The organism is Labrys monachus (genome assembly GCF_030814655.1).
Classification (GTDB): domain Bacteria; phylum Pseudomonadota; class Alphaproteobacteria; order Rhizobiales; family Labraceae; genus Labrys; species Labrys monacha.
Genome location: NZ_JAUSVK010000001.1, coordinates 1,859,587 through 1,881,212, shown reverse-complemented (window position 1 = coordinate 1,881,212; position 21,626 = coordinate 1,859,587). Strand labels below are relative to the sequence as shown.

Below are 21,626 nucleotides of genomic sequence, written 5' to 3'. Positions count from 1 at the left end.
CGGGATCACCGGCCGGCGGCGCCGGGTAGCTGTCGTCTCGGGCCATGACGGCCTCACCCGGCGCCCTCCCGCGCCGGCGCCAGGCCGAGCCGGACCGCGATCTCCTGCTTCAGCATGTCCTCCGCCTCGCCGTCCGGCAGGAGGACACCGTCGAGATCGGCGAGCGCGCAGCCCGCCTCCGCCTCGATCGGCTCGAAGAAGCCGTTCTCTCGCGTCGCGAGGGCGAAATGCCGCCCCTCCCCCCTGCCGGCGACGGCACCGAGGAACTGGAGCTGGCGGCCGGTGGCGAGATCGGCGACGACCACCCGGCCGTTCAGGCTGATGCGCACATAGGGCTCGGCCTCCTGCGGGCGGCTCGGCGGCGTGAACCACAGGGTTCCCGAAGGATCGGGCTGCTGCGGCGGCTTGGGATTGCGCATCTCGCGCCAGGCCCCGCCGGTGAGCCGATCGGCGAGGCCGTCGATCGTGGCGCGGTTGCGGTCGAGAAAACTCCTGATCTCGACGTCTTCCTTTCGCGGTCCATCGCGCTTGGAGATGATGTGGACCATGTCGTCCTCCTCCCATTCTGCGGCCGGTTGCCGATCCCGAGGCTTGTCAGCCGCCTCTTTTCCGCCGGACCCGGAGCTCCGCATCCAGCCATTCTACCTCATCCGGCGACCCCGGGGCAGTATCCCGTTGCGACATCGCCGCCGTCGATCACGCTCTGCCGAGCTTTTCGGCGCCGCCGCCCAGCGCCGGGCCGGCGGTCGGATCGGAGAATTCGGGTATGTCGACGACGAGCGTGCTGGTGGTCAGCACCAGCGTGGCGACCGAGGCGGCGTTGCGCAGGGCCGCCGTGGTGACGCGGACGGGGTCGACGATGCCGGCGGCGACCATGTCGGTGAAGGCTCCCTTGGCGGCGTCGAAGCCGGTGCCGGGCGGCGCCTTCAGGAGGTCGGCTACCACGGCGTCCGCGTCATGGCCGGCATTGCGGGCGATGAAGGCCGCCGGCCGCGACAGCGTCTCGCGCACGAGGCGGATGCCCACGCCGAAATCGCCGTTGATGTTGCCGAGCGTCTTCGTCACCATCGCCGCGCATTGGGCGAGCGCCGTGCCGCCGCCGGGTACGATGCCCTCTTCCGCCGCGGCGCGCGTGGCGCTGAGCGCATCGTCGATCAGCTGGATCGTCCGCTTCTGGGCGACCGGCGTCACGCCGCCCGCCAGAATCACCGCCGAGCCGCCGGAGAGCTTGGCGAGGCGCTCCTTCAGCTTGTCCTGCTCGATGTTCGGGGGCGCGAGGTCATATTGCCTGGCGACCTGCTGGCGGCGGGCGGCGATGGCCGCCTCGTCGCCGCCGCCGCGGATGATCACCGTCTCGCGGGCGCTGGAGCGAACCTGCCGGGCGGTGCCGAGATCGGCGAGGCCGGCCTGGTCGAGCCGGCCGCCGAGATCGCGGGCGATGACGCGCCCGCCGGTGATGATGGCGAGGTCGTCCATCATTGCCTTGCGCCAATGGCCGTATTCCGGCGGGTGGACGACCAGCACCTTGCCGCGATTGCCGTTGCCGAGCAGGGTGATCACCACGTCGGGGGCGATCTCCTCGGCGACGATGACGAGCGGCCGGCCCGTCTCGGCAACCGCCTTGCGGATGCCCGCGAGCTCGGCGGGCGCCATGATCTTGAGGTCGGTGAGCAGGATGAAGGGCTCGTCGAGGACGACCTCCATCTTCTCGACATCCGTCACCATATGGTGGGAGAGATAGCCGCGGTCGAACGACATGCCCTCGACGACCTCCAGCGTGGTATTGGTCGTCAGTCCGTAATCCGAGCTGATGATGCCGTTGCGGCCGACGCGCTCGACCGCCTCGGCGACGAGGCCGCCGAGATGGGCATCCGTGGCGGCGATGGTCGCCACCGCCTGCAGGGTCTTGCGGTCCGAGGCGGCGATGGCCGAGTTGCGCAGGGTCTCGACCACGAGTTCGACCGCCATGTCGATGCCCTTGCACAGGTCCACCGCCTTGGCGCCGCGCTCGAGCGCCGCCACGCCGCCCTGGATCAGGCCATTGGCGAGCACCATCGCCGTGGTGGTGCCGTCGCCGGCGACCTCGTTCGTCTGCATGGAGACCTCACGCACCACCTGGGCGCCCATATTCTCGAAGCGGTCGGGCAGTTCGATCTCGGAGGCGATGGTGACGCCGTCGCGCGAGACGATCGGGGTGCCGATCGGACGGTCGACCATGGTGTTCATGCCCTTGGGACCGAGCGTGGGCTCGACCGCCCTGGCCAGCTTCTGCACGCCCCGCGCCAATGCTCGCCGGGCTTCGTCATCGTGCAACAGGATCTTCGGCATGGCTTTCACTCCCTTGGATTTCACGTCTTGGGGACGGCAGGGGCCGGTCCCGTCATTCTCAGTTCAGATCGGTTGGGTGACGCTGCCCCTCACCTCTATCCTCTCCCCGCAAGCGGGGAGAGGGGACGTCGACGTCGAGAAATGCCGGCCGGCCTCGCTTCTCGCGGATCGATTCACGACGCCTGCCGCTCCTTCTCCCCGCATGCGGGGAGAAGGTGAGGATGAGGGGCTGCGCGGTCGTTGCTGCACAGTCGTTCACGCGCTTTCACGAATGGCGTCGGCCGGCGCATGCCGCGTGCAGCCGCTGCCGCACGCAAGGCCGAAATCGGCATCGATCTCCTTGTAGCGCGCATCCAGGAGCCCCCGGCACAGCACGCTGTTGAACTCCATGTTGATGCGCACCGCCCTGAGCCGCTGGAGATAGGCCGGGAGTTCGTGCGGCGCGATCGGGCGGCCGTTATAGGTGACGAAGGCACGCTCGCCCGCCAGGCCCCGCGCGACCAGCAGGGCCCGGTAGCGCGGCTTCTGGTAGCCGCCCTCGGCCTCGCCGAGATCGGCGCGGTCGAAGGCGGCGAGGCTCATGCCGCAGATCGCCGCGTCGTCATGCCCCGCCGCGCGCAGCGCCAGGATCACCGCCTCCTGGCGGCGCTCGAAGGCCTTGCGCCGGAACTTCTCCCGGACCTCGTCGAGCGTTTCGCCGGCGGCGAAATCCTTGAGCGCCTCCGCAAAGGACTGGCCGAGCCGCACCCCCCGGTTGATCTCGGCCGCGACCATGTGGTCCTGCAACTGCGGGCGCACCGCCCGGACCCAGGGCAGCGACGACACCGCCAGGCGCATGTCGTCGGCCATCAGGAAGGCGAAGTTCGCCGAACACCAATAGGTGGGCAGGCGGAAGACCACGTCGACCCCGCCCTCCCCGTCGACCGCCACCGTCTCGACGAAGCCGAGATCGGTGACGGGCTCGTCGAGTTCGGGATCCGTCACCTCGCCGAGCCGCGCCCAGACCTCGGCCACGCGGTCCGTCCGCACGGAGGCGCCCATCGCCATCACTCCGCCGCCACGGCGACGGGCTCGCCCGACAGCTTCGCCTTCTGGCTCTCGATGTCGATGCCGTAGAGCCGGGCGGCGTTGAGGCCGAGGATCTTGCGCTTGGCTTCCGGCGTCAGGTCGACGCCGCGCTCCTGCTTGATGTCCTCGGGGATCTCGAAGGCCCAGAACTTCTCCACCAGCCAGCGCGGCGTCCAGATCGCATAGTCCGAGCCGAACAGGATCTTGTCCTCGCCGACCCAGAACAGAAGCTCGCTGATCACCTCGGCGAAATAGCGCGGGCGGCTGTGGATGAAGGGCAACGCCACGGCGAGGCCGCCGAAGACATTGGTCTCCTGCACTGCGATCCAGCAGAAATCGTCGAGGCGCGGCAGGCCGCAATGCTCGACGATGAAGTTGAGGCCCTGGAAATCGGTGGCGGCGTGGTCGACGTCGTGGACGTCGAAGGCGTCCTTGTCGAGCGGGATGATGGTCGGGCCCTTGTGGACGTGGACATTGGTGATGCCAAGCTTCTCGCACAGCTCGAAGCAGCGATAGGCGCCGGGGTCGTTCAGCTTCCAGCCGCGGGAATCGCCCTTCCACTCGGCGGTGTAGAGCTTCACGCCCTTGATGCCGAAGGTTTCCTTCATGTAATGGATGTATTCGAGCGCACGTTCGCCGTCGCGGGGGTCGAACGAACCGTTGACGATGAAGCGGTCCTTGTATTTGCGGGCGATCTCGGCGTTGCGGTCGATCGTGTTGAAGCCGTTCTTGTAAAATTCGGTCAGATAGGTCGACTGGACGATCGCCATGTCGTCGGGACCGTCGACGAACAGGTCGTTATACATCTGCTCGGCGCTGTATTTCTCGAACTGGGGCAGCGGCCAGAGCTGTTCCTTGGGGCTCAGCGCCTTGTGATAGGCGTAGAAGCACTCAATGAACTGCTTGCCATGGACGTTGCGCTGGTTCTCCGGGCTCGCATCCCAGAAATGGGTGTGGCCGTCGACGACGAAGATCTCTTCGCCAGAGGGGGTCTTGAACATGGTGGTCTCCGAAATGGGGGCGGCGGATGTCCGGCGGCGCCGCGGCGCGTGAAACACGAAGACGGGAAAAGGGGGCAGAGCGGCGGCCGCTGCCGCGGCCCTGCCCCAGGCTCCGGGAGAGACGGCCGGGACTACTCGATGTATTCGCGGATCTCGTCCATGTCGCCGAACAGCGTCACCGTGTTGTCGTCGACGCGGACCATGCGGCCGTAATGGGTGGACGTGTTGACCTCGAAGATCTCGGCGGTCATTTCCTTGCCGAGGATCTCGCTGATCTCGTCCATCTTGAAGACGAGCTTGCCTTCGCCGTCGATGCGGATCAGGGCAGGCTGGTAGGTGATCGTCACATTGGGCTTCTGGCCCATGAATTCGGCGATGGCGCGCGCCTCGACGCTGTCGTTCATGGTGACGCCGCACTGGTGCGAGATCGTCTGGCTGAAGACGAGATCGCCCATTTTCTGGAAGATGTTCTGGTTCGACGAGGTCCTGGAAGCAACGGACATGATTTTCACTCCTTGGGAAGTTCGAGCCCGAGCTCGCCGAGAATCTTCTTGGTGCGTTCGACGGCATTCGCCCGGGAATCGACGAACTGCACCGGCTTGGAGTGCGGCTGCGACCAGATCGGCTGCAGGCCCGCGGCGGCGGTCGCGGCGAGGGCCGCATGCCGGTCGACCCAGCCCTGGAACAGCTTGCGGTTGTGGTCGCTGTATTGGGCGTCGTTGACCAGCAGGTGGAACAGGTCGATGGCGTTGGCGAGGTTGCGCTCGTAATCGGCCTCCGCCGCGGAGATGACGGCCGGCGTGATGAAGTCGCCGTTCGAGGAGGCGACCTGCATCAGGAAGCCGGACCGGAACAGCTCGCCGACCAGCGGCTCGAACACGATGTTGATCGCGAAATACTGCTCCAGATAGTCGGTCGAGCCCATGATGGTCTCGATCGCTTCCCGCGTGCCCTGCCAGCCCTTGTCCTCCAGCCAGGTCCGCTTGCCCGCCTCGTCGTCGAAGCCGGGAATGTCCATGCCGATCTCGGCGAGATACAGGGTGATGTCCTGGGAGAGGCGCAGCTTGTAGGACGCGTTGGTCAGCGTCGCATTGTTGATCATCTGAGTGTAGCCGTAGCGCTGGGCCTGCATCAGCGAGGTACCCAGGCCGAACTCGGCATGCTTCCAGGCTCCCAGATGGTTCTGCAGGACCTTGACCCAGGCCTTGTCGAAGGATTTGGGGGCGCCGGCCTTGCGGCCATTGGCGATCACCGACTGCACCATCGCCTCGATCTTCGACTGGCGCTGGTAATGGGTGCGCTCCCACTCCTGGTCCGGCGCCCGGAAGGCGTGCCAGTTGGAGCTCAGCGCCTGGGTGTTGTCCTTGTTGTAGGCCCCCTTCCCGTTCGAGAAGGAGATGATCCAGTTCTGGATGAGGTAGCGTTCCGGATCGGGCTGGACGTCGACGGTGACGTCCTCGTAATGGGTCGCCCTCTTGCTGCGCGGCTCGAAATAGCGGTATTTCCGGCTGTCTGAATCGGCGAATATCGCCGAGCCGGCGGCGCCCGATTTCACCGGGCTGGTCTCTACGGTGCTCATGATCAACTCCCTTGCTGGTCTTCGGACTTCTGGAGGATGTCGTTCCTCACGCCGGCACTTCGGCCGGGGCCGGCGTGAATTTGTCGAAGAAGGTTCGTTCCGCCTCGACGTCGTTCATGTTCAGGACAGGGGTCAGCGCCTCGATCATCGGCGCCGGCCCGCAGGCGTAGACGTCGACGTCCTCGCCGAGCCCAAGACGGCGCAGATGCGCTCCCACCACCTCGTGGACGAAACCCTTCTCACCCTGCCAATCGCCGTCGTCACCGGCGTGGGAGAGAACGGGCACGAAGGTGAAATCGGGGTTCTGCGCCGCGATCTCGGCAAGACGGTCGAGATAGAACAGATCATTGCGGGTCCGGGCGCCGTAGAAAAAATAGACCGGCCGCTGCTCGCCTGAAGCGATGTGGTCGTGGAGGATCGACCACAGGGGCGACATGCCCGAGCCGCCGCCGACCAGGATCACCGCTCCGTTTCGGTTCTCCCGTCGGAAGCAGGTTCCGTAGGGTCCCTTGATGCGGAGTCGCGTTCCGGGAGTGAGTTCCCCGTCGAGCTTTGAGGAGAAGCGTCCGTTCGGGTATTTCTTGATGATGAAGGCGAGCCTTTCGCTTTCGCCCGGCGTATTTGCCATGGAAAACGAACGCGTAAGCGCCTCTGCCCCCGGGAGCGTGATGTCGACATATTGTCCCGCCCAGAATTTCAGAGGTTGGTCGAGCGAGATCTCGAGGCGCCGGATATCGTGGGTAAGATCGATGACGCCCGTGACCGTGCCTTCGATGGTCTTGACCGGGATGGATTTCGAGAGGAGCTCCTCGTCATAGTTGAGGAGCTCGATGTCGAGGTCGGAATAGGCCAGCGTCCGGCACAGGAGGATATGGTCCTGCCCGCGCTCCATCTCGTTGAGGGCGAAGGTCGAATATTTCTTCAGTTCGATCTCGCCGTCCGTGAGAATGCATTTGCAGGCCGAGCACTGCCCCTCCTTGCAGCCATGCGGCAGGGCGATGCCCTGGCGGAAGGCGGCTTCGAGCACGGTCTCGTTCTCCTCGACCTCGAACTCGACGCCGACCGGATGCAGCCGAACGGTATTGGTCGCGCCCATGCGGGAGCCTCCCCGGAATCTCAGGATTTCGAAACGACAGGCGATGATGGGATGGCGGTGCGGAGCCGGCGGACCGGCCCCGCATGCCTTTCGGCGAGGGATCGGCTCAGTGGCAGGGGTTGATGGTGAAACCCTTGCGGTATTCGGCCAGATGCGCCTCGCGCTGCTCGGGCGACATCTCGCGCAGCGTCAGCAGCGGGCTCTTGAGGACATGGCCGCGCACGTCGTCGAGGGTCCACATCTCCTTGTCCTCGAAGCGCAGATGCGGCTGCGGGATGAGGGTCTTGCCGTCGGTGCGCACGAAGCCGAGATCCTGGATGGCGTCGGCCAGGTCCCAATTGTGGTAGACGCTCTCCCATTCGCGCCGGCCGCTGAAGCGGCCCATCGCCGGGGTCGGGCGGCCCTGATATTCGCCGGCGAAAGCCTCGACCGCGGTCCAGCGGTCGATCTCGTGCCCGAAGGTGTAGATCTGGCCGTCGATCTCGTCGGTGACGATGTCCTCGCGGATGAGGCACGGCACCAGGTTCGACCAGCAGCGATGCGGATAGACATAGCCGGTGTCGGTGTTGAAGGTCATCACCGTCTGGCCGCGATGCGAGAGCTTCTCGTACCACTTCCAATATTCGCCGAACTCCGCATACCAGCCCGGATACTTATGCTCGAACCACTCGAAGTCCTTGTCGGTCTGCGCCTCGATGCGCCAGAAATTGAGCGGCCAGCCCACCGAGAAGAACTGCGCGACCTTGTGGACGTAATGCTTCTCCGTCAGGCGCTTCCAGGCGGTCTGGACGTCGTCGTGATGGATCTTGATGCCGTATTTTTCCAGCGGCAGCATGTAGGTGCGATAATAGTCCTCGAAGATCCAGCGGTGCCACATCTCCGCATAGGATTCCTTGTTCTTGTCGCGATTGGTGGTGCCGTATTCGATGAAGGTGCCGATGGCCGCATCGACGATGGCGTGGTTCTGCCAGAAGGCGTAGCGCATGTCGCGCTCGAGCAGGAGGTGGTTCTCCGGCTCCTTCAGCATCGACATCAGCATGGAATGGCCGTTGCCGATATGGCGGCTTTCGTCCGACTGCACCGACAGGAACACGGTGGGCAGCGCATAGTCGCCGTTGCGGGCGGCCTCGGAGGGCATGGCGACGAACAGCGTGTTGGTGAAGGCAGTCTCCGCCACCACGGTCAGGTAGACGCAGGCCGAGGTGATTGCATCGCCGGTGATGAAGCCCTCACCGAACTGGCGGCCGATGGTGGTGGCGTAGCATTTGCCGAACGCCTCCTCGGTGATGTCGAAGCCGGCAGGGTCGATATAGTTCTCCATGTACCATTTCTTGAGGTTCATCTGGATCGTCGAGTGCCGGAACTCGTCGACCATCTGCATGGTGAAGCCGGTGCGCAGGTCCTCGCCGGGAGCGAGCCGCCCGACCATCGCCATGGAGCGCGCGGCCGAGATTTCCGGGAAGGGGATGATCGCCAGGAAGAGCTTCATCCATTCGACCCAGCGCGGTTCCACATTGCGGAACATGTCGCCGCGCAGGGCGGCGTCGAGCGCGCCATAGACGCGGTTGTCCTTTTCCTCCTGCATCGGGAAGTAGGAGCGCAGGACCTGCTTCATCGGGTCCTTCGGCGCCTTGGTGATCTTGTAGTCCGTCGGGAAGGTCATCGCTTCCTGGACATAGGACGGGTTCCAGCCGAGATCGGCGATCTTCTTGGCCGCCTCGCCGACCGAAATGCCGCGCTGGGCGGTGATCTTGTTGAGGGTCAGTGTGCCTGACATCTTATCCATCTCCTCATCGGGTCGAAGTCCACATCGATATTCCGCCGTACCCCGAAGGGCGCGGATGCATGGGGCACCGCAGCCCCGGCGGGGGGTGCGGTCTCTCGCTTGCTATCGGCAAAGGTTTCAAACGACCGTGGGAGCTCGCGGAGAGCGAAGGTCCGTTTCCCAAAAACCCGGGATGACATCCCGGTGGAAACCACTTCGCGCGCCGATGGAATGCAATGCTCCCGAGCCGGTCATCCTCCCCTTCGTTCTTGTCGTGGCGTGCCCTGACGGACCAGTCATCATTGTTCTGGGATATGCAATGCAAACGTCGTGCCAGTTTGAACAACAGTCGTATCGGCACGTTTGAGGCTTTATTCTACCGTATATCCCGGAAAATCGCCGCTCCCTCGGAGTCTTTCGGGATATGGACTGTTTCAATTTGCGACAGTGATGCAAATTGAGAAAATATTGCGGCGCAATACTGTTATGTTGCTTCGCAATAGAGGCACTGCGTCATCCCGTGCGCATTGCGCCACACAGTGGCGCGATGCAGACACGGGATCGCAAGACGACAAGAGCGCCCTTTTCGGCCGGCGATCCCGGATCTGCGAAGCGTCACTGAGTGCCGCATCGCGTCCGGGATGACACGAAGACTGCAGGCCGAGCCGATGAGCCGTCGTCCGCTCACGGGATCAGGACGGCGCGGCCGTGGATCTTGCCGGCGTTGAGGTCCTGCAGCGCCTTGTTGGCGTCGGCGAGCGAATATTCGACGGTGGCGAGATTGACGAGGCCGCGATCCGCCAGCGCCATCAGCTCCACCAGTTCCGCCCAGGTGCCGACGAGGTTGCCGATGATGTTCTTCTCGGTGATGACCATGTCGACGGTCGGCACGCGGATGTCCTCGCCATAGCCGACGACATAATAGCTGCCCATCGCCCGGGTCATGGCGAGGCCCTTGGCCGTGGTTCCCTTCTCGCCGACGAAGTCGATCACCGCCTCGGCGCCCTGCCCGTCGGTCAGCGCCAGCACGGCCTCGACCTCGTTGCCATCGGCCTTGACCAGTTCGTCGGCACCGACCTTGCCCGCCAGCGCCAGCGAGGCGTCCGACTTGTCGACGACGATGATGTCGGCGGCGCACATCGCCTTCAGGCACTGGATGCCGATATGGCCGAGGCCGCCGGCGCCGATGACGACGCAGCGCTCGCCCGGCAGCAGGTGGCGCGTCGCCTTCTTCACGGCGCGATAGGCCGTGAGGCCGGCATCCGAATAGGGCGCGACGTCCTTGGGCGCCAGCGTGCGCGGCAGCGCGACGATGTTGCGCTCCGACGTGCACAGATATTGGGAATAGCCGCCATTGCTGTCGAGGCCCGGAAACGTGCCGGGGCCGTGCATGTCGAAGCCGCGGCGGCAGGCGAGGCAGGTGCCGCCCGAGATCTTCGGGTGCACGATCACGGGATCGCCCACCTTGATGCCCTCGACCTCCTTGCCGACCTCCTCGACCCAGCCCGCATTCTCGTGCCCCATGATCAGCGGTAGCAGCCTGTCGCCGGTCGGATCCATATGCGGCTTCCACACGCCCTCGATGATGTGGAGGTCGGTGCGGCACACCCCGGCGCCGCCGATGCGGACGATGACGTCGGTCGATTTCGCGATCCTGGGATCGGGAACGTCCTGGAGCGTGACCCAGCGGTCGGCGCCGAGCGTCTCGTCATACTGGTTCAGGACCTGTGCCTTCATGGTGCTCTCTCCCGCAGCGGGCGGAATGCCCGGATTGTTTTCGGGAGATGCTGCACGCGGCGTGCCATCCGCGAAAATCGCGCCATTTCAATGTGTTGCGGAACATGATGTCTAGGGAAGGCGTAAAGCGGCTGGACAATGCTGTTCACGACATTGTCCAGATTCTGGTCATTGCCATTTCGGCGAAGAAGAGGAGACTGAGGGGAAAGCTATCATGCGCGAAATTCCCCCGGGCGCCGGATCTGCAGAAAACGACGCGATTTCCTTCTCCCGGTGCGGGAGAAGGTGGCGCGCAGCGCCGAATGAGGGTCTGAACTTCGACGGTTCGAGCGTGACGATCGAGCTATCCGCGTCGACGTTTTAGGCCCTCATCCCCCTGCCGGTACCCCATGCATTTCCGAAGGAAATGCGGAGTCCCGACCGGGAGAAGGGAGCCGGTGCTGCAAACCTGACGCAAGGGACGGAGCGTCCGCGCTCCCTGAACAAAAACAGCCTATCCCAGGAGGATCCATGCAGCCGCTGTCGAACATCGAGCGTGCCCGTTCCGCCCTGGAGGAGGGCCGGCGCATCCCGTCCGGCGCGCTGTCGTCGCTCGTCGCTTCGAGCTGGGAGCGTTGCCGCGATCTCGGCCTCGATCCGGGCATCGAGCCGCGCGACGTCGTCGTTCCCTTCCCGCTGGTGCAGCGCCTGCGCGAGGAGCACAGCGGCCTTCGGAGGCTCGCGCTGGCCGAGATGCAGCTCCTGCATGCCCAGATCGCCGGATCGAACTTCCTGATCGCCTTCGCCGATCCGGACGGCGTGGTGCTGGACACCATCAGCGACCAGCATTTCGCCGACAGCCGCAGCGGCCGCTCCATCATTCCGGGCAGCGCCTGGGGCGAGGCAGAACGGGGCACCAACGCCCTCGGGCTCGCCGTCCGGCAGCGCGAGCCCGTGGCGATCTACGGGCGCGAGCATTATTTCCGCAGCCACGGCCATCTCAGCTGCATGGCCGCGCCGATCCTCGATGCCGGCGGGCAGCTGGTGGGCTTGCTCGACGCCTCCTGCTCCCACGAGGCCCGCCAGCAGCATACCCACGCCCTCGTGCGGATGGCGGCGGCGCAGATCGAAAATGGACTGATCTATCAAGAACGGTCGAATCTCTTCATCTTCGCCTTCCATCCGCGCGCCGAATATCTCGATACCCTCTCGGCCGGCCTGATCGCGGTGTCGCGCGACGGCGCGGTCTCCTCGCTCAACCGCCCCGGCCAGGCCATGCTGGCCGGGCTTCCCGCCGCCGCCGGCTGCCATTTCGAGGATCTCTTCGAAGGCCGCTTCGGCGCAGCGATGGACGGGCTGCTCGACGGCGGCGTGGTGCGCATCCGCGACCGGGCCGGCAGCGCCGTCTTCATGGTCTGCCGGCAGATCGGCGCCCGCGCCCCGGCGGCGGATCTGCCGGGGCGCGGGCGCCTCCCGCCCGGGCCGGCGCCGGCGGCCGCCCCGCCGGCCGCGCCCGGCTTCGTCTGCCTCGATCCTGCTTTGCGCCGCACGATGGAGGGCCTCGCCGACGCGACGCGGATGCGGATGCCGGTCCACATCTGCGGCGAGACCGGCACCGGCAAGGAGCTGATGGCGCGCCATGTCCATGCGGTGAGCGGCCGGCGGGGCGAATTCGTCGCGCTCAATTGCGGCGCCCTGCCGGAGACACTGTTCGTCTCGGAGATCTTCGGCCATGAGCGCGGCGCCTTCACAAATGCCCGCCAGGACGGCGCGCCCGGCCTCGCCCGCCTCGCCGACGGCGGCACGCTGTTCCTCGACGAGGTCGCCGACATCCCGGCCCCGGCCCAGACGGTCCTGCTCCGCTTCCTCGACAGCATGGAGATCCGCGCCGTCGGCGGCCAGAAGACCCGCAAGGTCGACGTGCAGATCGTATCGGCCACCAATGCCGACCTCGCCGCGCTGGTCAGGGAGCGGCGGTTCCGGGCCGACCTGCTGTTCCGTTTGAACGCCTTCACCCTCGCTTTACCCCCGCTGCGCGAGCGGCAGGATTTCGCCGCCGTGGTCCGGCACCTGATGCAGGCGATCGCGCCCGAGGCGGCGATCACCGATGCCGCGATCGAGCGCCTGCGCCGAGGGCCGTGGCCGGGCAATATCCGGGAATTGCAGGCGACGCTGCAGCGCGCCTATCTTCGCGGCCGCATGACCTTCGTCGACGAGGACGCCCTCGACCCCGGCGACGCGGAGGACCAGGAGGCCTGCGACGCCTGCGCCGGCCACCCGCTCAACCGGATCCGTTGCCGGGAAATCCGCGCCGCCTATACCACCGCCGGCAGCAACATCGCCGTCACCGCGCGTACGCTCGGATTGTCGCGCACGACCGTCTACAAGCATGTGCGATAGGCGAGCCGGCCGTCCATTCCATGTCGTAGGGCGCCGACCCCGCATACGGATTCCCTCAGTGGGAATACCGCCGTATCAGGCCGTCAGCGCGTCATCGACGGCCTTCGGATTCTTCTCGATCACCTTCAGATAAGCGAGAGCGACCGAATCCGGCTTGAACCGTCCCTGCTCCCAATCCCTGAGCCGGGAGGGATTGATGTGAAAACGCTTGGCGAACTTGTCCTGGCTCAGCCCGGTCGCCTCGCGAATCTTTCGTACCGAGCGGCCGAGGCGCCCTCGTTCGAGTTCATCGTCAGTCAACGGGGGATTATCGGCATCACCCAACGTGTTTTGCTCGATTTCCCGGGGTGTCATGGCATCGAGACGCGCCTCGTCCTCACCGGAGAGGATGATCGGGGCCGGGCCGGGCCTATATCGGACGATCGCCATAGCTGCGTTCTTCCCTGGCGTTGGCGCGACGTGCCGAGATAATCCGGCAAACGTCGCCACGGAGCGTGAAGACCACCGTGAACAGGCGATCCTGGATGAGCCCGACAGCCTTGAAGCGGATCTCTCCATCGCCGGGACGCGATGCGTCAAACTCGATCCGATTCGCGTCTTCAAAGATACGAACACCGAACTCAAAGGAGATGTGGTGCTTGGCTCTATTTGCCGCCGCCTTCACATCATCCCATTCGAACTCGGCTGGTTCGTTCATGCATGAATACGGGAATCCCGCACACCCATCAAGAGATATATATGGCGGATCGGTTCGACCGCGAAGCCGAAAGCGCAACTCCGGGACGTCGGCGACGTCCCGGGCCTGCCGACAGGCCTCAGGCGGCCTTCAGCTTCGTCGCATGCTGGAGGGGCGCTTCGGTGATGATGTTGTCGTCCTCGAAGCTGCGGGCCGGCTTGATCGACTGCTTCTGCAGCTCGCCGTGATAGGCGCGCACCGCTTCCTCCGGCCCGACGGTGCCGTCCGCGACCTGCCGCATCAGGGAGACCATGGCGAGCGGATCTTCGGCCAGGTTGATCTTGCGTCCGAACAGAGCGAGACGGGCGCCATGCTTCTCCGACTGGTGGACCAGTTCGAACGTGTCGCGCGTCGTGCCCGCGCTGCCGCCGAGCACACCGACGATGATGCTGGAATCATAGCCAGCGAGCTCTTCCAGCGCCTTGGGGCCGTTGAACGGGATCTTGAGGAATTGCGGCCGGTCCGCCTTCATCACGCCGGCGAGCGAACGCAGGATGCAGTCATTGACGAACTCGCCGATCTTGTCCCGCTCGATGCCCGATTCGACGTTCGGATTGAAAACCTCGTAGAAATATTTGAATCCGACCTTGGCGGCTTCCTCACGGAACTGGGAGAACGCTTCCAGGGAGCGCATATCGGCGTCGAGATCGTTGACGAAGGTCAGCGAATAGAGGCCGAGATCGGTACCGGTCACCGGCGCGCCGGCCATCGGCGTATCCGTGCCGTACATCACGCGCGACAGGTTGGCGGTGCGGAACGGGCGGGAGGGATGCTTCACATAGGCCTGGTGGCGCACGCCGCCCCAGCAGTCGGTGGCGTCGTTGGCGCGGATGGCGGGCTTGACCACGCTGTCGCGGAAGACGCCGCGCTCATGCAGGGCTTCCAGATTGGCGGCCGAGACCAGCATGATGTCGACGATGTCCTGCTCGACGACGGCCTGGATGTTGTCGAGGAATTCGGTGCGGGTGCGGTAGCGCTCCCAGGTGCCGTCCTTGTTGCGCTTCGGCCCGAGACCGTTGACGCCCGATCCCATATCGGCGTCCTTGGCGTCGGCGATGATGAAATCGGACTTCCGGTATTTGCCGGCGCGGATATTGGCGAGTTTGGTATCCAGGCGGGTCACGAGACGTTTCCTCTTCGAGCAGGATTGTTGCGGGGCTTGCGGCCCGTGCGGACGCAAGGCACTTCCCTTTCATACCATACGCAAAAGATTTCAATCCAGCGCAAATGTGCGCAGAGACGCGAAAAATCAGAGGGGGGATTCGGATCGCGCGTTGATCACTCCGAGCGGCGGGGGCGTCGGGCTGGCCGCGGCCGTGGCCTTTTCATTGCAAGACATACCAATTATTGTCATTTATCTTCAGGTTCGAACCGAAGCCGGATCGACACCGGCCGGCGAGCGACCGAAGCGAGGATGGATGAAGCAGGGGTGGACAGTCGATCGGGAGGCGGGACGCGCCTGCGCAGGAGCCGGGCGAGGCCGGCGCGAGCCTCGGAGGCGGCGCTGATGGAGAGCCCCGCCAAGCGCGCCGAGCCCATTCCCGCGATGCGCCGCGCCATGATCCTGGAGCGCATCAAGAAGAACGGCGTCGCGTCGATCGTCGAGCTCGCCGAAGACATCAACGTCTCGCCCTCCACCGTCAGGCGCGATCTCGAAAAGCTCACGGACGAGGGCTATCTGGAGCGCACGCATGGCGGCGCGCTGCTCGTCCGGCCGCTGCAGGCGACATTCGAGCGCGAGCCGATCCTCAACGCCCATCTCAACCGCGACCAGAAGCGCGCCATCGGCGCCGAGGCGGCCCTGCGGCTGAACACGCGCGAAAGCGTCATCTTCGACAGCAGCTCGACCGTGATGGAAGCCGTGCGCGCCGCCGCGACGCGCGATCTGTCGCTCACCGCGGTGACGAACAGCCTCGACATCGCCGGGCTCTGCGCCAGCGTCCCGGCCTGGCGCGTCATCCTGCCGGGCGGCAGCCTGCGCGCCGGCTCCCGCATGATCGTCGGCGAACCCGGCGAGAGCTTTCTCACCACCATCCATGCGGATCTGTGCCTGATCGGCGCCTTCGCGGTGACGGGCAGCCTGCTGACCGACGCGTCCCTCGAGGTCGCCGGCATCAAGCGGGCCATGATCCAGTCGGCCCGCCGCACCATCCTTTTGGTCGACAGCTCGAAATTCCAGGCGCCGGGCTTCTGCACCTTCTGCCAGATCTCCGAGATCGACGAGGTGATCACCGATGACGGCATCGGTGCCGACGATCTTTCCGGCCTGCGGGCGAGCAACGTCAAGCTGACCGTCGTTCCCGTCTCCGCCTCGCCGTGACGGCGGCGCGGGGCGGTCACCGATCGCCTCGTCTTCTCCGGCATCCGCCGCCGCGGTTCCATGTCGATCGGTGATCGACACTCCCAACCGCCTCGTCGTCCTCCCCGGCCCCGCGCTCACCCCGCCTGCAGGGCCACCGCATCGTCCTCGGACAGCGCAGGCGGCTGGCTGCCCTCGCCGATGAGGACCGGTCTTCCGGTCCGGCCCGCCTCCAGCATGCCTTCCATGATCTCGAGCACGTGCAGCGCGAGCTCCCCGGATGCGCGCGGCTCGCGTCCCGCGGCCAGGCCCCGTGCGAGGTCTGCGACCCCCAGCATGCGGTAGTTCGCGCGGTCGGGCGCGCCATAGGGCCAGTTGATCGCGCCATAGGCCATGCCGCCGGTCGCGATCTCCTTCCAGGCTTCCCCGCCCCGGCTGATCGCGATGCCCCCGCCGAAGGTGTCGGGATCGGGCAGCCGCAGCGAGCCGGCGCCGCCATGCAGCTCGATCGGCTGGTTGCTGTGGCGGAACACGTCCCAGCTCATGCCGACGGTGACGATCGCGCCGGCGGCGAACTCGACCAGCGCCATGATGGTCGTCGGCGTGCCCACCGCGAAGGAGGTTCCCTGGTTCGGGCCGGGCGCCGTGATGAGGCGCTCGCCGGCCCCGGTCGAGGCCATCGCCATCACCTGCCGCGCCGGCCCGAGCAGGTTGACGAGCATGGTGAGGTAATAGGGGCCCATGTCGAGCACCGGCCCGCCACCCGGCTGGTAGTAGAATTGCGGATTGGGATGCCAGTGCTCCATGCCCCGCGTCATCATGAAGGCGGTGCCGGCGGTGACGCGGCCGATGGCGCCCTCGTCCATCAGGCGGCGGGCGAGCCGTCCGGCCGCACCGAGGAAGGTGTCGGGCGCCGAGCCGATGGCGAGATTGCGCCGCCGCGCCTCCTCGACCAGCTTTCGCCCCTCCGCCGCGGTCACCGCCAGCGGCTTTTCGGTGAAGACATGCTTGCCGGCGCGCAGGGCGGCCATGCTGACGTCGAAATGCGCGTTGGGAACCGTGAGGTTGAGGACAAGATCGATGTCGGCCGCCGCCAGCAATTCGTCGACCCCCGACGCCCGGATCCCGTATTCGCCGCCGCGGCGCTCGGCCGCTTCCGCCGAGACATCGGCGCAGGCGCGCAGTTCCAGCCCGGGGAACAGCGACGCGTTGCGCAGATAGGTCATGGAGATATTGCCGCAGCCGACCACTCCGATGCGCAGACCGCCCATTGCCCAGTTCCTCCCAATTTGCTTCGCAACTTTTTGATCAATTTTGCCCTTTTATGCCAGCAAACTCCACCCCTCAAGCAAGAAAGCGAAAAATCACGCACAAAGATGCAACTATCCGCTTGACGCGGCACGCGGGTTGGCAAAACATGTCACAAAATAAACGGTGATATCTCACCGAACTCAGGGAGGACTTGACATGTCGGACGGCCAATCTGGTTTGGTTCCGGGCGCTGAAGCCACAGCGCCCCTCGCGAAGTCCCTGGACATACTCACCGACCGGCGAAAATTCCTGCTCGGCACGGGCCTCGCCGCCGGCGCCCTCGCGCTTGGCAGGCCGGTCCGCGCCCGTGCCGCCGGCCGGACCGAGATCACCTTCGCCAGCGCCAAGTTCTTCGGCAAGGAGACGATGGCGCAGGTCGTCGACGCCTACAACCAGGCGCAGAGCAAGGTCCACGTCACCTATGTCGAGCTGCCGCCGCCGAGTTCGTCGACCGAGGTGCACCAGGCGCTGGTGCAGCAACTCGCCCGGCGCACCGGCACGCCCGACGTCTTCACGCAGGACGTCGTCTGGATCGCCGAATTCGCCGGCGCCGGCTGGGCGCTGGCGCTCGACCAGTATTTCGATGCCTCCGTCCGCTCCCAGTTCTTCCCCGGCACGGTGGCCGCCTGCACCTACAAGGACAAGCTGACGGCCCTGCCCTGGTATGTCGATTCCGGCATGCTCTATTACCGGACGGACCTGCTCGAGGGCATCGGCGCCAAGCCGCCCGAGACCTGGGACGATCTCGTCGCCACGGCGCAGGCGATCCAGAAGTCCGGCAAGGCCGATTTCGGCTATCTGTGGCAGGGCAAGCAGGCCGAAGTCCTGGTCTGCGACCTCGTCGAGGTCATCGCCTCCAATGGCGGCTCGATCCTCTCGGCGGACGGCAGGAGCGGCACCCTCAACGACGAGAAGGCCGTCGCCGCGGTGCAGTTCCTGGCCGACACCATCAACAAGTCGAAGATCAGCCCCTCCGACGTGCTGAGCTGGGACGAGGAGCCCTCGCGCCAGCCCTTCACCGCCGGCCGCGCCGCCTTCCTGCGCAACTGGTCCTATGTCTACGGCATCGCGCAGGACCCCTCCGCCTCCTCGGTCGCCGGCAAGGTCGGCGTCGTGCCCCTGCCCCATTTCGCCGGCGGCAAGAGCGCGGCCTGCCTCGGCGGCTACCAGTACGGCGTCAACGCCGCCACCAAGAACCGCGAGGCGGCGATCGACTTCCTCACCTGGATGTCCTCGCCGGCCACCCAGCTGCATTTCGCCCTGCAGCTCGGCATCGCGCCGACGCGGCCCGAAGTCTTCGAGGATGCCCAGCTCGGCAAGGAGCAGCCCTTCATGAAGCAGCTCAAATCGGTGTTCACCGGGGCGACGCCCCGCCCGGTCACGCCGAAATACGCGCAGGTCACCCTCGCCATCCAGTCCGGCGTGTCCAAGGCACTGGTCACCGGCAACATCAAGGCCGAACTCGACGCAGCGAATGCAAAGATCACCAGCATCGTCGCGGCATGACGTGATGCCGTCTTCCGCCTCCGAGGCCGGCCCGTCCTTCGGCGCCGGCCTCCGGTCCCTCGAGCTGACGCCGTGGCTGCTGCTGCTGCCGCTGTTCGTCTCGCTCGGGGCCGTGTCGGTGTATCCGATCCTCAACGGCGCCTGGCTGTCGCTGACCAACACCTCGCTGGTCACGCAGGAGAACGCCTTCGTCGGTCTCGCCAATTACCGGACGCTGTGGGCGGACGACGCCTTCTGGAACGCGTGGCGGCACACCATGCTGTTCACCGGCGTCTCGACGGTCGCCGAGACGGTGCTCGGCCTCGGCATGGCGCTCCTCCTGTTCGAGCCCTTCGCCGGCCGCTCCCTGGTGCGCGCGGCGATGCTCGTGCCCTGGGCGATGCCGACGGTGGTGACCTCGAAGATGTTCGGCTGGCTGTTCGACGGGCAGCACGGGCTCGTCAACTATCTCCTGCATTCGGCCGGGCTGATCCAGGGCAACGTCAACTGGTACGGCTCGGTCGACCGCGCGCTCGACACCATCATCATCGCCGACGTCTGGAAGACCGCACCCTTCATGGCCCTGCTGCTGCTCGCCGGCCTGCAGACCATCCCCCGTTCCCTCACCGAGGCGGCCCGCATGGACGGCGCCGGTGCATGGCGCATCTTCTGGCATGTCCGGCTGCCGCTGCTGTTCCCGACCCTGCTGATCGCCGGCATGTTCCGGGCGCTCGACGCCTTCCGCATCTTCGACCTCGTCTATGTGCTCACCGGCGGCGGCCCGGCCGACTCGACGGAAACGCTGTCGACCCTCAGTTACAAGACGCTGTTCTCCACTTTGCAGTTCGGTTACGGCTCGGCGCTGTCGACGGCGATGTTCCTGACCGAGACGGTGATCGCCATCGGTTTCGGCATCTTCATCGTGCGGCAATTGCGGAGGCACGGATGACGATCCGCGAGACCCTGCGCCTGGCCGTCGTCTATGTCGGGGCCGCCCTGATCTTCATCTGGTCGGCCGGGCCGTTCATCTGGCAGGTGTCGACCTCGCTGCAGCTCGACCGCGCCTTGACGGAGGCCATTCCCACCTTCTGGCCGTCGCCGGCGACGATCCAGCACTACACCAACGTCTTCGTCGTCAAGCAATTCCAGCTCTATGTGCTCAATTCGATCATCGTCGCCGGGCTGACGACGCTGCTCTGTCTGGCCATCGGCGCGCTCGCCGCCTTCTCGCTGTCGCGGCTGGAGATCAAGGGCCGGTTCGGCGTGCTCGGCGTCGTGCTGTCGGTCTCGATGTTTCCCCAGATCGCCATCGTCGGGCCGCTCTATCTGCTCGCCTCCGATCTCGGCCTGCTCGATACCTATGCCGGCCTCGTCATCACCTATCTCGCCCTCGGCCTGCCGCTGGTGACCTGGGTGCTGTTCGGCTATTTCGAGACGCTGCCGCGCGAGATCGACGAGGCCGCCCGCATGGACGGCGTCGGCGCCATCGGCCTGTTCCTGCGCATCGTCCTGCCGATGTCGCTGCCGGGCCTGGTGACGACCGGGCTCCTCGCCTTCATCGCGGCGTGGAACGAATTCATGTTCGCCCTCGCCTTCACCTCCACCATCGAGCACCAGACCATCCCCGTCGGCATCGCCAATTTCACCAATCTCTATTACGTGCCCTGGGGCGACATCGCGGCGGCTTCGGTGGTGGTGACGGTCCCCCTGATCCTGCTGGTGCTGTTCTTCCAGCGCCACATCATCGAGGGCCTGACCCAGGGCGCGGTGAAGGAATGAGGGGCGGCTTCCGCAATAGCGCGCTTGTCCTTCTCCCAGACGGGAGAAGGTGGCGCGTAGCGCCGGATGAGGGTCTGACGATCCAAGACCAAGCGCATTTTTCTCGGATTATTTCCTTAGCGGTAGCCCTCATCCCCCTGCCGGGACCTTCTCCCAACCGGGAGAAGGAGACACATCCGTCGTCCGCTTACCCACCCCTATCCATACCTTATGAAGAGAGACCCCATGCTCAAGGCCGGATGCCAGACCTATACCTGGGAAATGCTCGGCGACCGCTGGACCGGCGATGCCGACGATCTGCTGCGCGCCATCGCAGCGGGCGGCTATGCCGGCATCGAGATCACCGACACGATGATCGGCCACTACGCCGATCGGCCGGGGCCCTTCGCCGATGCGCTCGCCCGGCACGGGCTGACGCTGGTCGCCTTCGCCTGCGGCAGCGACAGCGGCTTCACCGAGCCCGACGCCTTCGACGCCGATCTCGCCGCCATCGAGCGGGCGCTCGGCTTCGTCGCGCATTTCCCCGGCGCCCTGCTCTCGCTCGGCAGCGCCACGGTGATGTCGCCCGGCCCGGCGGCGGACAAGTTCGCGGCGGCCGCCCGGCTCTACAACGCCGCCGGCGAGAAGGGCCGGCGTGCCGGGGTCGACGTCGCCGTCCATCCGAGCTCGCACCACAACACGCTGCTCGGCACGCGCGAGGAATACGACACCATGATGGCGCTGCTCGACCCGGCTCTGGTCGGCTGGGTGCCGGATACCGGCCATATCCTGCGCGGCCACCAGGACATCCTCGACACGCTGCGCACCTACAGCGACCGCATCCGCTATCTGCATCTGAAGGATGTCGATGCGGCCGGCCACTGGGCGATGCTGGGCGACGGCGTCTGCGACGTGCCCGCCGTCGTCGATGTCGTCGCGGCCGCGCCGAATTTCAACGGCTGGCTGGTGCTGGAGGAGGAATCGGAGGTGGCGGCGGCCGATCCGGCAGCCGCCGTGCGGCGCAACCGCGAGACCCTGCGTTCCCTGGTGGCTTGAGCATTCATCCGAAAAAGCGAGGCGAAGC

19 protein-coding genes are annotated in these 21,626 nt (G+C 65.9%); 6 read left to right on the top strand and 13 right to left on the bottom strand.

Going from position 1 to position 21,626, the window contains the following annotated elements:
* Positions 1-53: 53 nt before the first annotated feature.
* The 9 genes from J3R73_RS08520 to J3R73_RS08480 form a co-directional block, all read right to left on the bottom strand.
* Positions 54-548, bottom strand: coding sequence for a hypothetical protein (locus J3R73_RS08520; protein ID WP_307425031.1), 495 nt, complete (start codon positions 546-548; stop codon positions 54-56).
* 148 nt (positions 549-696) lie between these two features.
* The gene (locus J3R73_RS08515) at positions 697-2,328 is read right to left on the bottom strand and encodes a molecular chaperone GroEL (protein ID WP_307425028.1); all 1,632 of its coding nucleotides are present in this window, start codon (positions 2,326-2,328) and stop codon (positions 697-699) included.
* 255 nt (positions 2,329-2,583) lie between these two features.
* On the bottom strand, positions 2,584-3,369 hold the full coding sequence (locus tag J3R73_RS08510) for a metal-sulfur cluster assembly factor (RefSeq protein WP_307425026.1): 786 nt from the start codon (positions 3,367-3,369) through the stop codon (positions 2,584-2,586).
* Positions 3,370-3,374: 5 nt separating this feature from the next.
* Positions 3,375-4,397, bottom strand: coding sequence for an amidohydrolase family protein (locus J3R73_RS08505; protein WP_307425022.1), 1,023 nt, complete (start codon positions 4,395-4,397; stop codon positions 3,375-3,377).
* Between the two features lie 131 nt (positions 4,398-4,528).
* A complete protein-coding gene (locus J3R73_RS08500; RefSeq protein WP_307425019.1) occupies positions 4,529-4,900 on the bottom strand; it encodes an MmoB/DmpM family protein in 372 nt (123 codons plus the stop codon).
* 5 nt (positions 4,901-4,905) lie between these two features.
* Entirely contained in the window at positions 4,906-5,976 is a 1,071-nt protein-coding gene (locus J3R73_RS08495) for an aromatic/alkene monooxygenase hydroxylase subunit beta (RefSeq protein ID WP_307425016.1), read from the bottom strand.
* 46 nt (positions 5,977-6,022) lie between these two features.
* The gene (locus J3R73_RS08490; protein ID WP_307425014.1) at positions 6,023-7,072 is read right to left on the bottom strand and encodes a 2Fe-2S iron-sulfur cluster-binding protein; all 1,050 of its coding nucleotides are present in this window, start codon (positions 7,070-7,072) and stop codon (positions 6,023-6,025) included.
* Positions 7,073-7,178: 106 nt separating this feature from the next.
* Complete coding sequence (locus tag J3R73_RS08485) at positions 7,179-8,849, bottom strand: aromatic/alkene/methane monooxygenase hydroxylase/oxygenase subunit alpha (protein ID WP_307425011.1); 1,671 nt, start codon at positions 8,847-8,849, stop codon at positions 7,179-7,181.
* A gap of 672 nt (positions 8,850-9,521) precedes the next feature.
* Positions 9,522-10,574, bottom strand: coding sequence for an NAD(P)-dependent alcohol dehydrogenase (locus tag J3R73_RS08480; RefSeq protein ID WP_307425008.1), 1,053 nt, complete (start codon positions 10,572-10,574; stop codon positions 9,522-9,524).
* 510 nt (positions 10,575-11,084) lie between these two features.
* On the opposite strand from J3R73_RS08480, the gene J3R73_RS08475 reads away from it, so the two are divergent.
* On the top strand, positions 11,085-12,953 hold the full coding sequence (locus J3R73_RS08475) for a sigma-54-dependent Fis family transcriptional regulator (protein ID WP_307425005.1): 1,869 nt from the start codon (positions 11,085-11,087) through the stop codon (positions 12,951-12,953).
* A 75-nt stretch (positions 12,954-13,028) separates the two neighbouring features.
* Here J3R73_RS08475 and J3R73_RS08470 read toward each other — a convergent pair whose 3' ends face one another.
* The 3 genes from J3R73_RS08470 to J3R73_RS08460 all read right to left on the bottom strand — a co-directional run bounded on the left by J3R73_RS08470 (position 13,029) and on the right by J3R73_RS08460 (position 14,812).
* Positions 13,029-13,382, bottom strand: coding sequence for a helix-turn-helix domain-containing protein (locus J3R73_RS08470; protein WP_307425003.1), 354 nt, complete (start codon positions 13,380-13,382; stop codon positions 13,029-13,031).
* Positions 13,363-13,650, bottom strand: a complete 288-nt coding sequence (locus J3R73_RS08465; protein WP_307425001.1) for a BrnT family toxin — start codon at positions 13,648-13,650, stop codon at positions 13,363-13,365. Before J3R73_RS08465 ends, J3R73_RS08470 begins: the two co-directional genes overlap by 20 nt.
* Before the next feature lie 118 nt (positions 13,651-13,768).
* Positions 13,769-14,812 carry a beta/alpha barrel domain-containing protein gene (locus J3R73_RS08460; protein ID WP_307424998.1) on the bottom strand — a complete coding sequence of 348 codons (1,044 nt, stop codon included), beginning with the start codon at positions 14,810-14,812 and terminating at the stop codon, positions 13,769-13,771.
* A gap of 384 nt (positions 14,813-15,196) precedes the next feature.
* Between J3R73_RS08460 and J3R73_RS08455 the strand changes: the two genes are divergently transcribed.
* Entirely contained in the window at positions 15,197-16,009 is an 813-nt protein-coding gene (locus tag J3R73_RS08455; protein ID WP_307424995.1) for a DeoR/GlpR family DNA-binding transcription regulator, read from the top strand.
* Between the two features lie 116 nt (positions 16,010-16,125).
* Here the strand turns inward: J3R73_RS08455 and J3R73_RS08450 are convergent, their stop codons facing one another.
* Positions 16,126-17,259 carry a Gfo/Idh/MocA family protein gene (locus J3R73_RS08450; protein ID WP_307424992.1) on the bottom strand — a complete coding sequence of 378 codons (1,134 nt, stop codon included), beginning with the start codon at positions 17,257-17,259 and terminating at the stop codon, positions 16,126-16,128.
* A gap of 196 nt (positions 17,260-17,455) precedes the next feature.
* Between J3R73_RS08450 and J3R73_RS08445 the strand changes: the two genes are divergently transcribed.
* The 4 genes from J3R73_RS08445 to J3R73_RS08430 all read left to right on the top strand — a co-directional run bounded on the left by J3R73_RS08445 (position 17,456) and on the right by J3R73_RS08430 (position 21,598).
* The gene (locus tag J3R73_RS08445) at positions 17,456-18,805 is read left to right on the top strand and encodes an ABC transporter substrate-binding protein (RefSeq protein ID WP_307424990.1); all 1,350 of its coding nucleotides are present in this window, start codon (positions 17,456-17,458) and stop codon (positions 18,803-18,805) included.
* 4 nt (positions 18,806-18,809) lie between these two features.
* Positions 18,810-19,733, top strand: coding sequence for a carbohydrate ABC transporter permease (locus tag J3R73_RS08440; protein WP_307424987.1), 924 nt, complete (start codon positions 18,810-18,812; stop codon positions 19,731-19,733).
* Complete coding sequence (locus J3R73_RS08435) at positions 19,730-20,563, top strand: carbohydrate ABC transporter permease (protein WP_307424985.1); 834 nt, start codon at positions 19,730-19,732, stop codon at positions 20,561-20,563. The genes J3R73_RS08440 and J3R73_RS08435 overlap by 4 nt, the downstream gene beginning before the upstream one ends.
* Before the next feature lie 225 nt (positions 20,564-20,788).
* Positions 20,789-21,598 carry a sugar phosphate isomerase/epimerase family protein gene (locus J3R73_RS08430; RefSeq protein ID WP_307424982.1) on the top strand — a complete coding sequence of 270 codons (810 nt, stop codon included), beginning with the start codon at positions 20,789-20,791 and terminating at the stop codon, positions 21,596-21,598.
* The last annotated feature ends 28 nt before the right edge of the window (positions 21,599-21,626 follow it).

Excerpts from the sequence above, each read along its gene's own strand:
- J3R73_RS08475 (WP_307425005.1), top strand. The coding sequence starts at position 11,085 with ATGCAGCCGCTGTCGAACATCGAGCGTGCCCGTTCCGCCCTGGAGGAG.
- J3R73_RS08435 (WP_307424985.1), top strand. The coding sequence starts at position 19,730 with ATGACGATCCGCGAGACCCTGCGCCTGGCCGTCGTCTATGTCGGGGCC.
- J3R73_RS08485 (WP_307425011.1), bottom strand. The coding sequence starts at position 8,849 with ATGTCAGGCACACTGACCCTCAACAAGATCACCGCCCAGCGCGGCATT.
- J3R73_RS08515 (WP_307425028.1), bottom strand. The coding sequence starts at position 2,328 with ATGCCGAAGATCCTGTTGCACGATGACGAAGCCCGGCGAGCATTGGCG.
- J3R73_RS08440 (WP_307424987.1), top strand. The coding sequence starts at position 18,810 with ATGCCGTCTTCCGCCTCCGAGGCCGGCCCGTCCTTCGGCGCCGGCCTC.
- J3R73_RS08470 (WP_307425003.1), bottom strand. The coding sequence starts at position 13,382 with ATGGCGATCGTCCGATATAGGCCCGGCCCGGCCCCGATCATCCTCTCC.
- J3R73_RS08455 (WP_307424995.1), top strand. The coding sequence starts at position 15,197 with ATGGAGAGCCCCGCCAAGCGCGCCGAGCCCATTCCCGCGATGCGCCGC.
- J3R73_RS08430 (WP_307424982.1), top strand. The coding sequence starts at position 20,789 with ATGCTCAAGGCCGGATGCCAGACCTATACCTGGGAAATGCTCGGCGAC.
- J3R73_RS08465 (WP_307425001.1), bottom strand. The coding sequence starts at position 13,650 with ATGAACGAACCAGCCGAGTTCGAATGGGATGATGTGAAGGCGGCGGCA.
- J3R73_RS08520 (WP_307425031.1), bottom strand. The coding sequence starts at position 548 with ATGGTCCACATCATCTCCAAGCGCGATGGACCGCGAAAGGAAGACGTC.
- J3R73_RS08505 (WP_307425022.1), bottom strand. The coding sequence starts at position 4,397 with ATGTTCAAGACCCCCTCTGGCGAAGAGATCTTCGTCGTCGACGGCCAC.
- J3R73_RS08500 (WP_307425019.1), bottom strand. The coding sequence starts at position 4,900 with ATGTCCGTTGCTTCCAGGACCTCGTCGAACCAGAACATCTTCCAGAAA.
- J3R73_RS08445 (WP_307424990.1), top strand. The coding sequence starts at position 17,456 with ATGTCGGACGGCCAATCTGGTTTGGTTCCGGGCGCTGAAGCCACAGCG.
- J3R73_RS08510 (WP_307425026.1), bottom strand. The coding sequence starts at position 3,369 with ATGGGCGCCTCCGTGCGGACGGACCGCGTGGCCGAGGTCTGGGCGCGG.
- J3R73_RS08480 (WP_307425008.1), bottom strand. The coding sequence starts at position 10,574 with ATGAAGGCACAGGTCCTGAACCAGTATGACGAGACGCTCGGCGCCGAC.
- J3R73_RS08490 (WP_307425014.1), bottom strand. The coding sequence starts at position 7,072 with ATGGGCGCGACCAATACCGTTCGGCTGCATCCGGTCGGCGTCGAGTTC.
- J3R73_RS08450 (WP_307424992.1), bottom strand. The coding sequence starts at position 17,259 with ATGGGCGGTCTGCGCATCGGAGTGGTCGGCTGCGGCAATATCTCCATG.
- J3R73_RS08495 (WP_307425016.1), bottom strand. The coding sequence starts at position 5,976 with ATGAGCACCGTAGAGACCAGCCCGGTGAAATCGGGCGCCGCCGGCTCG.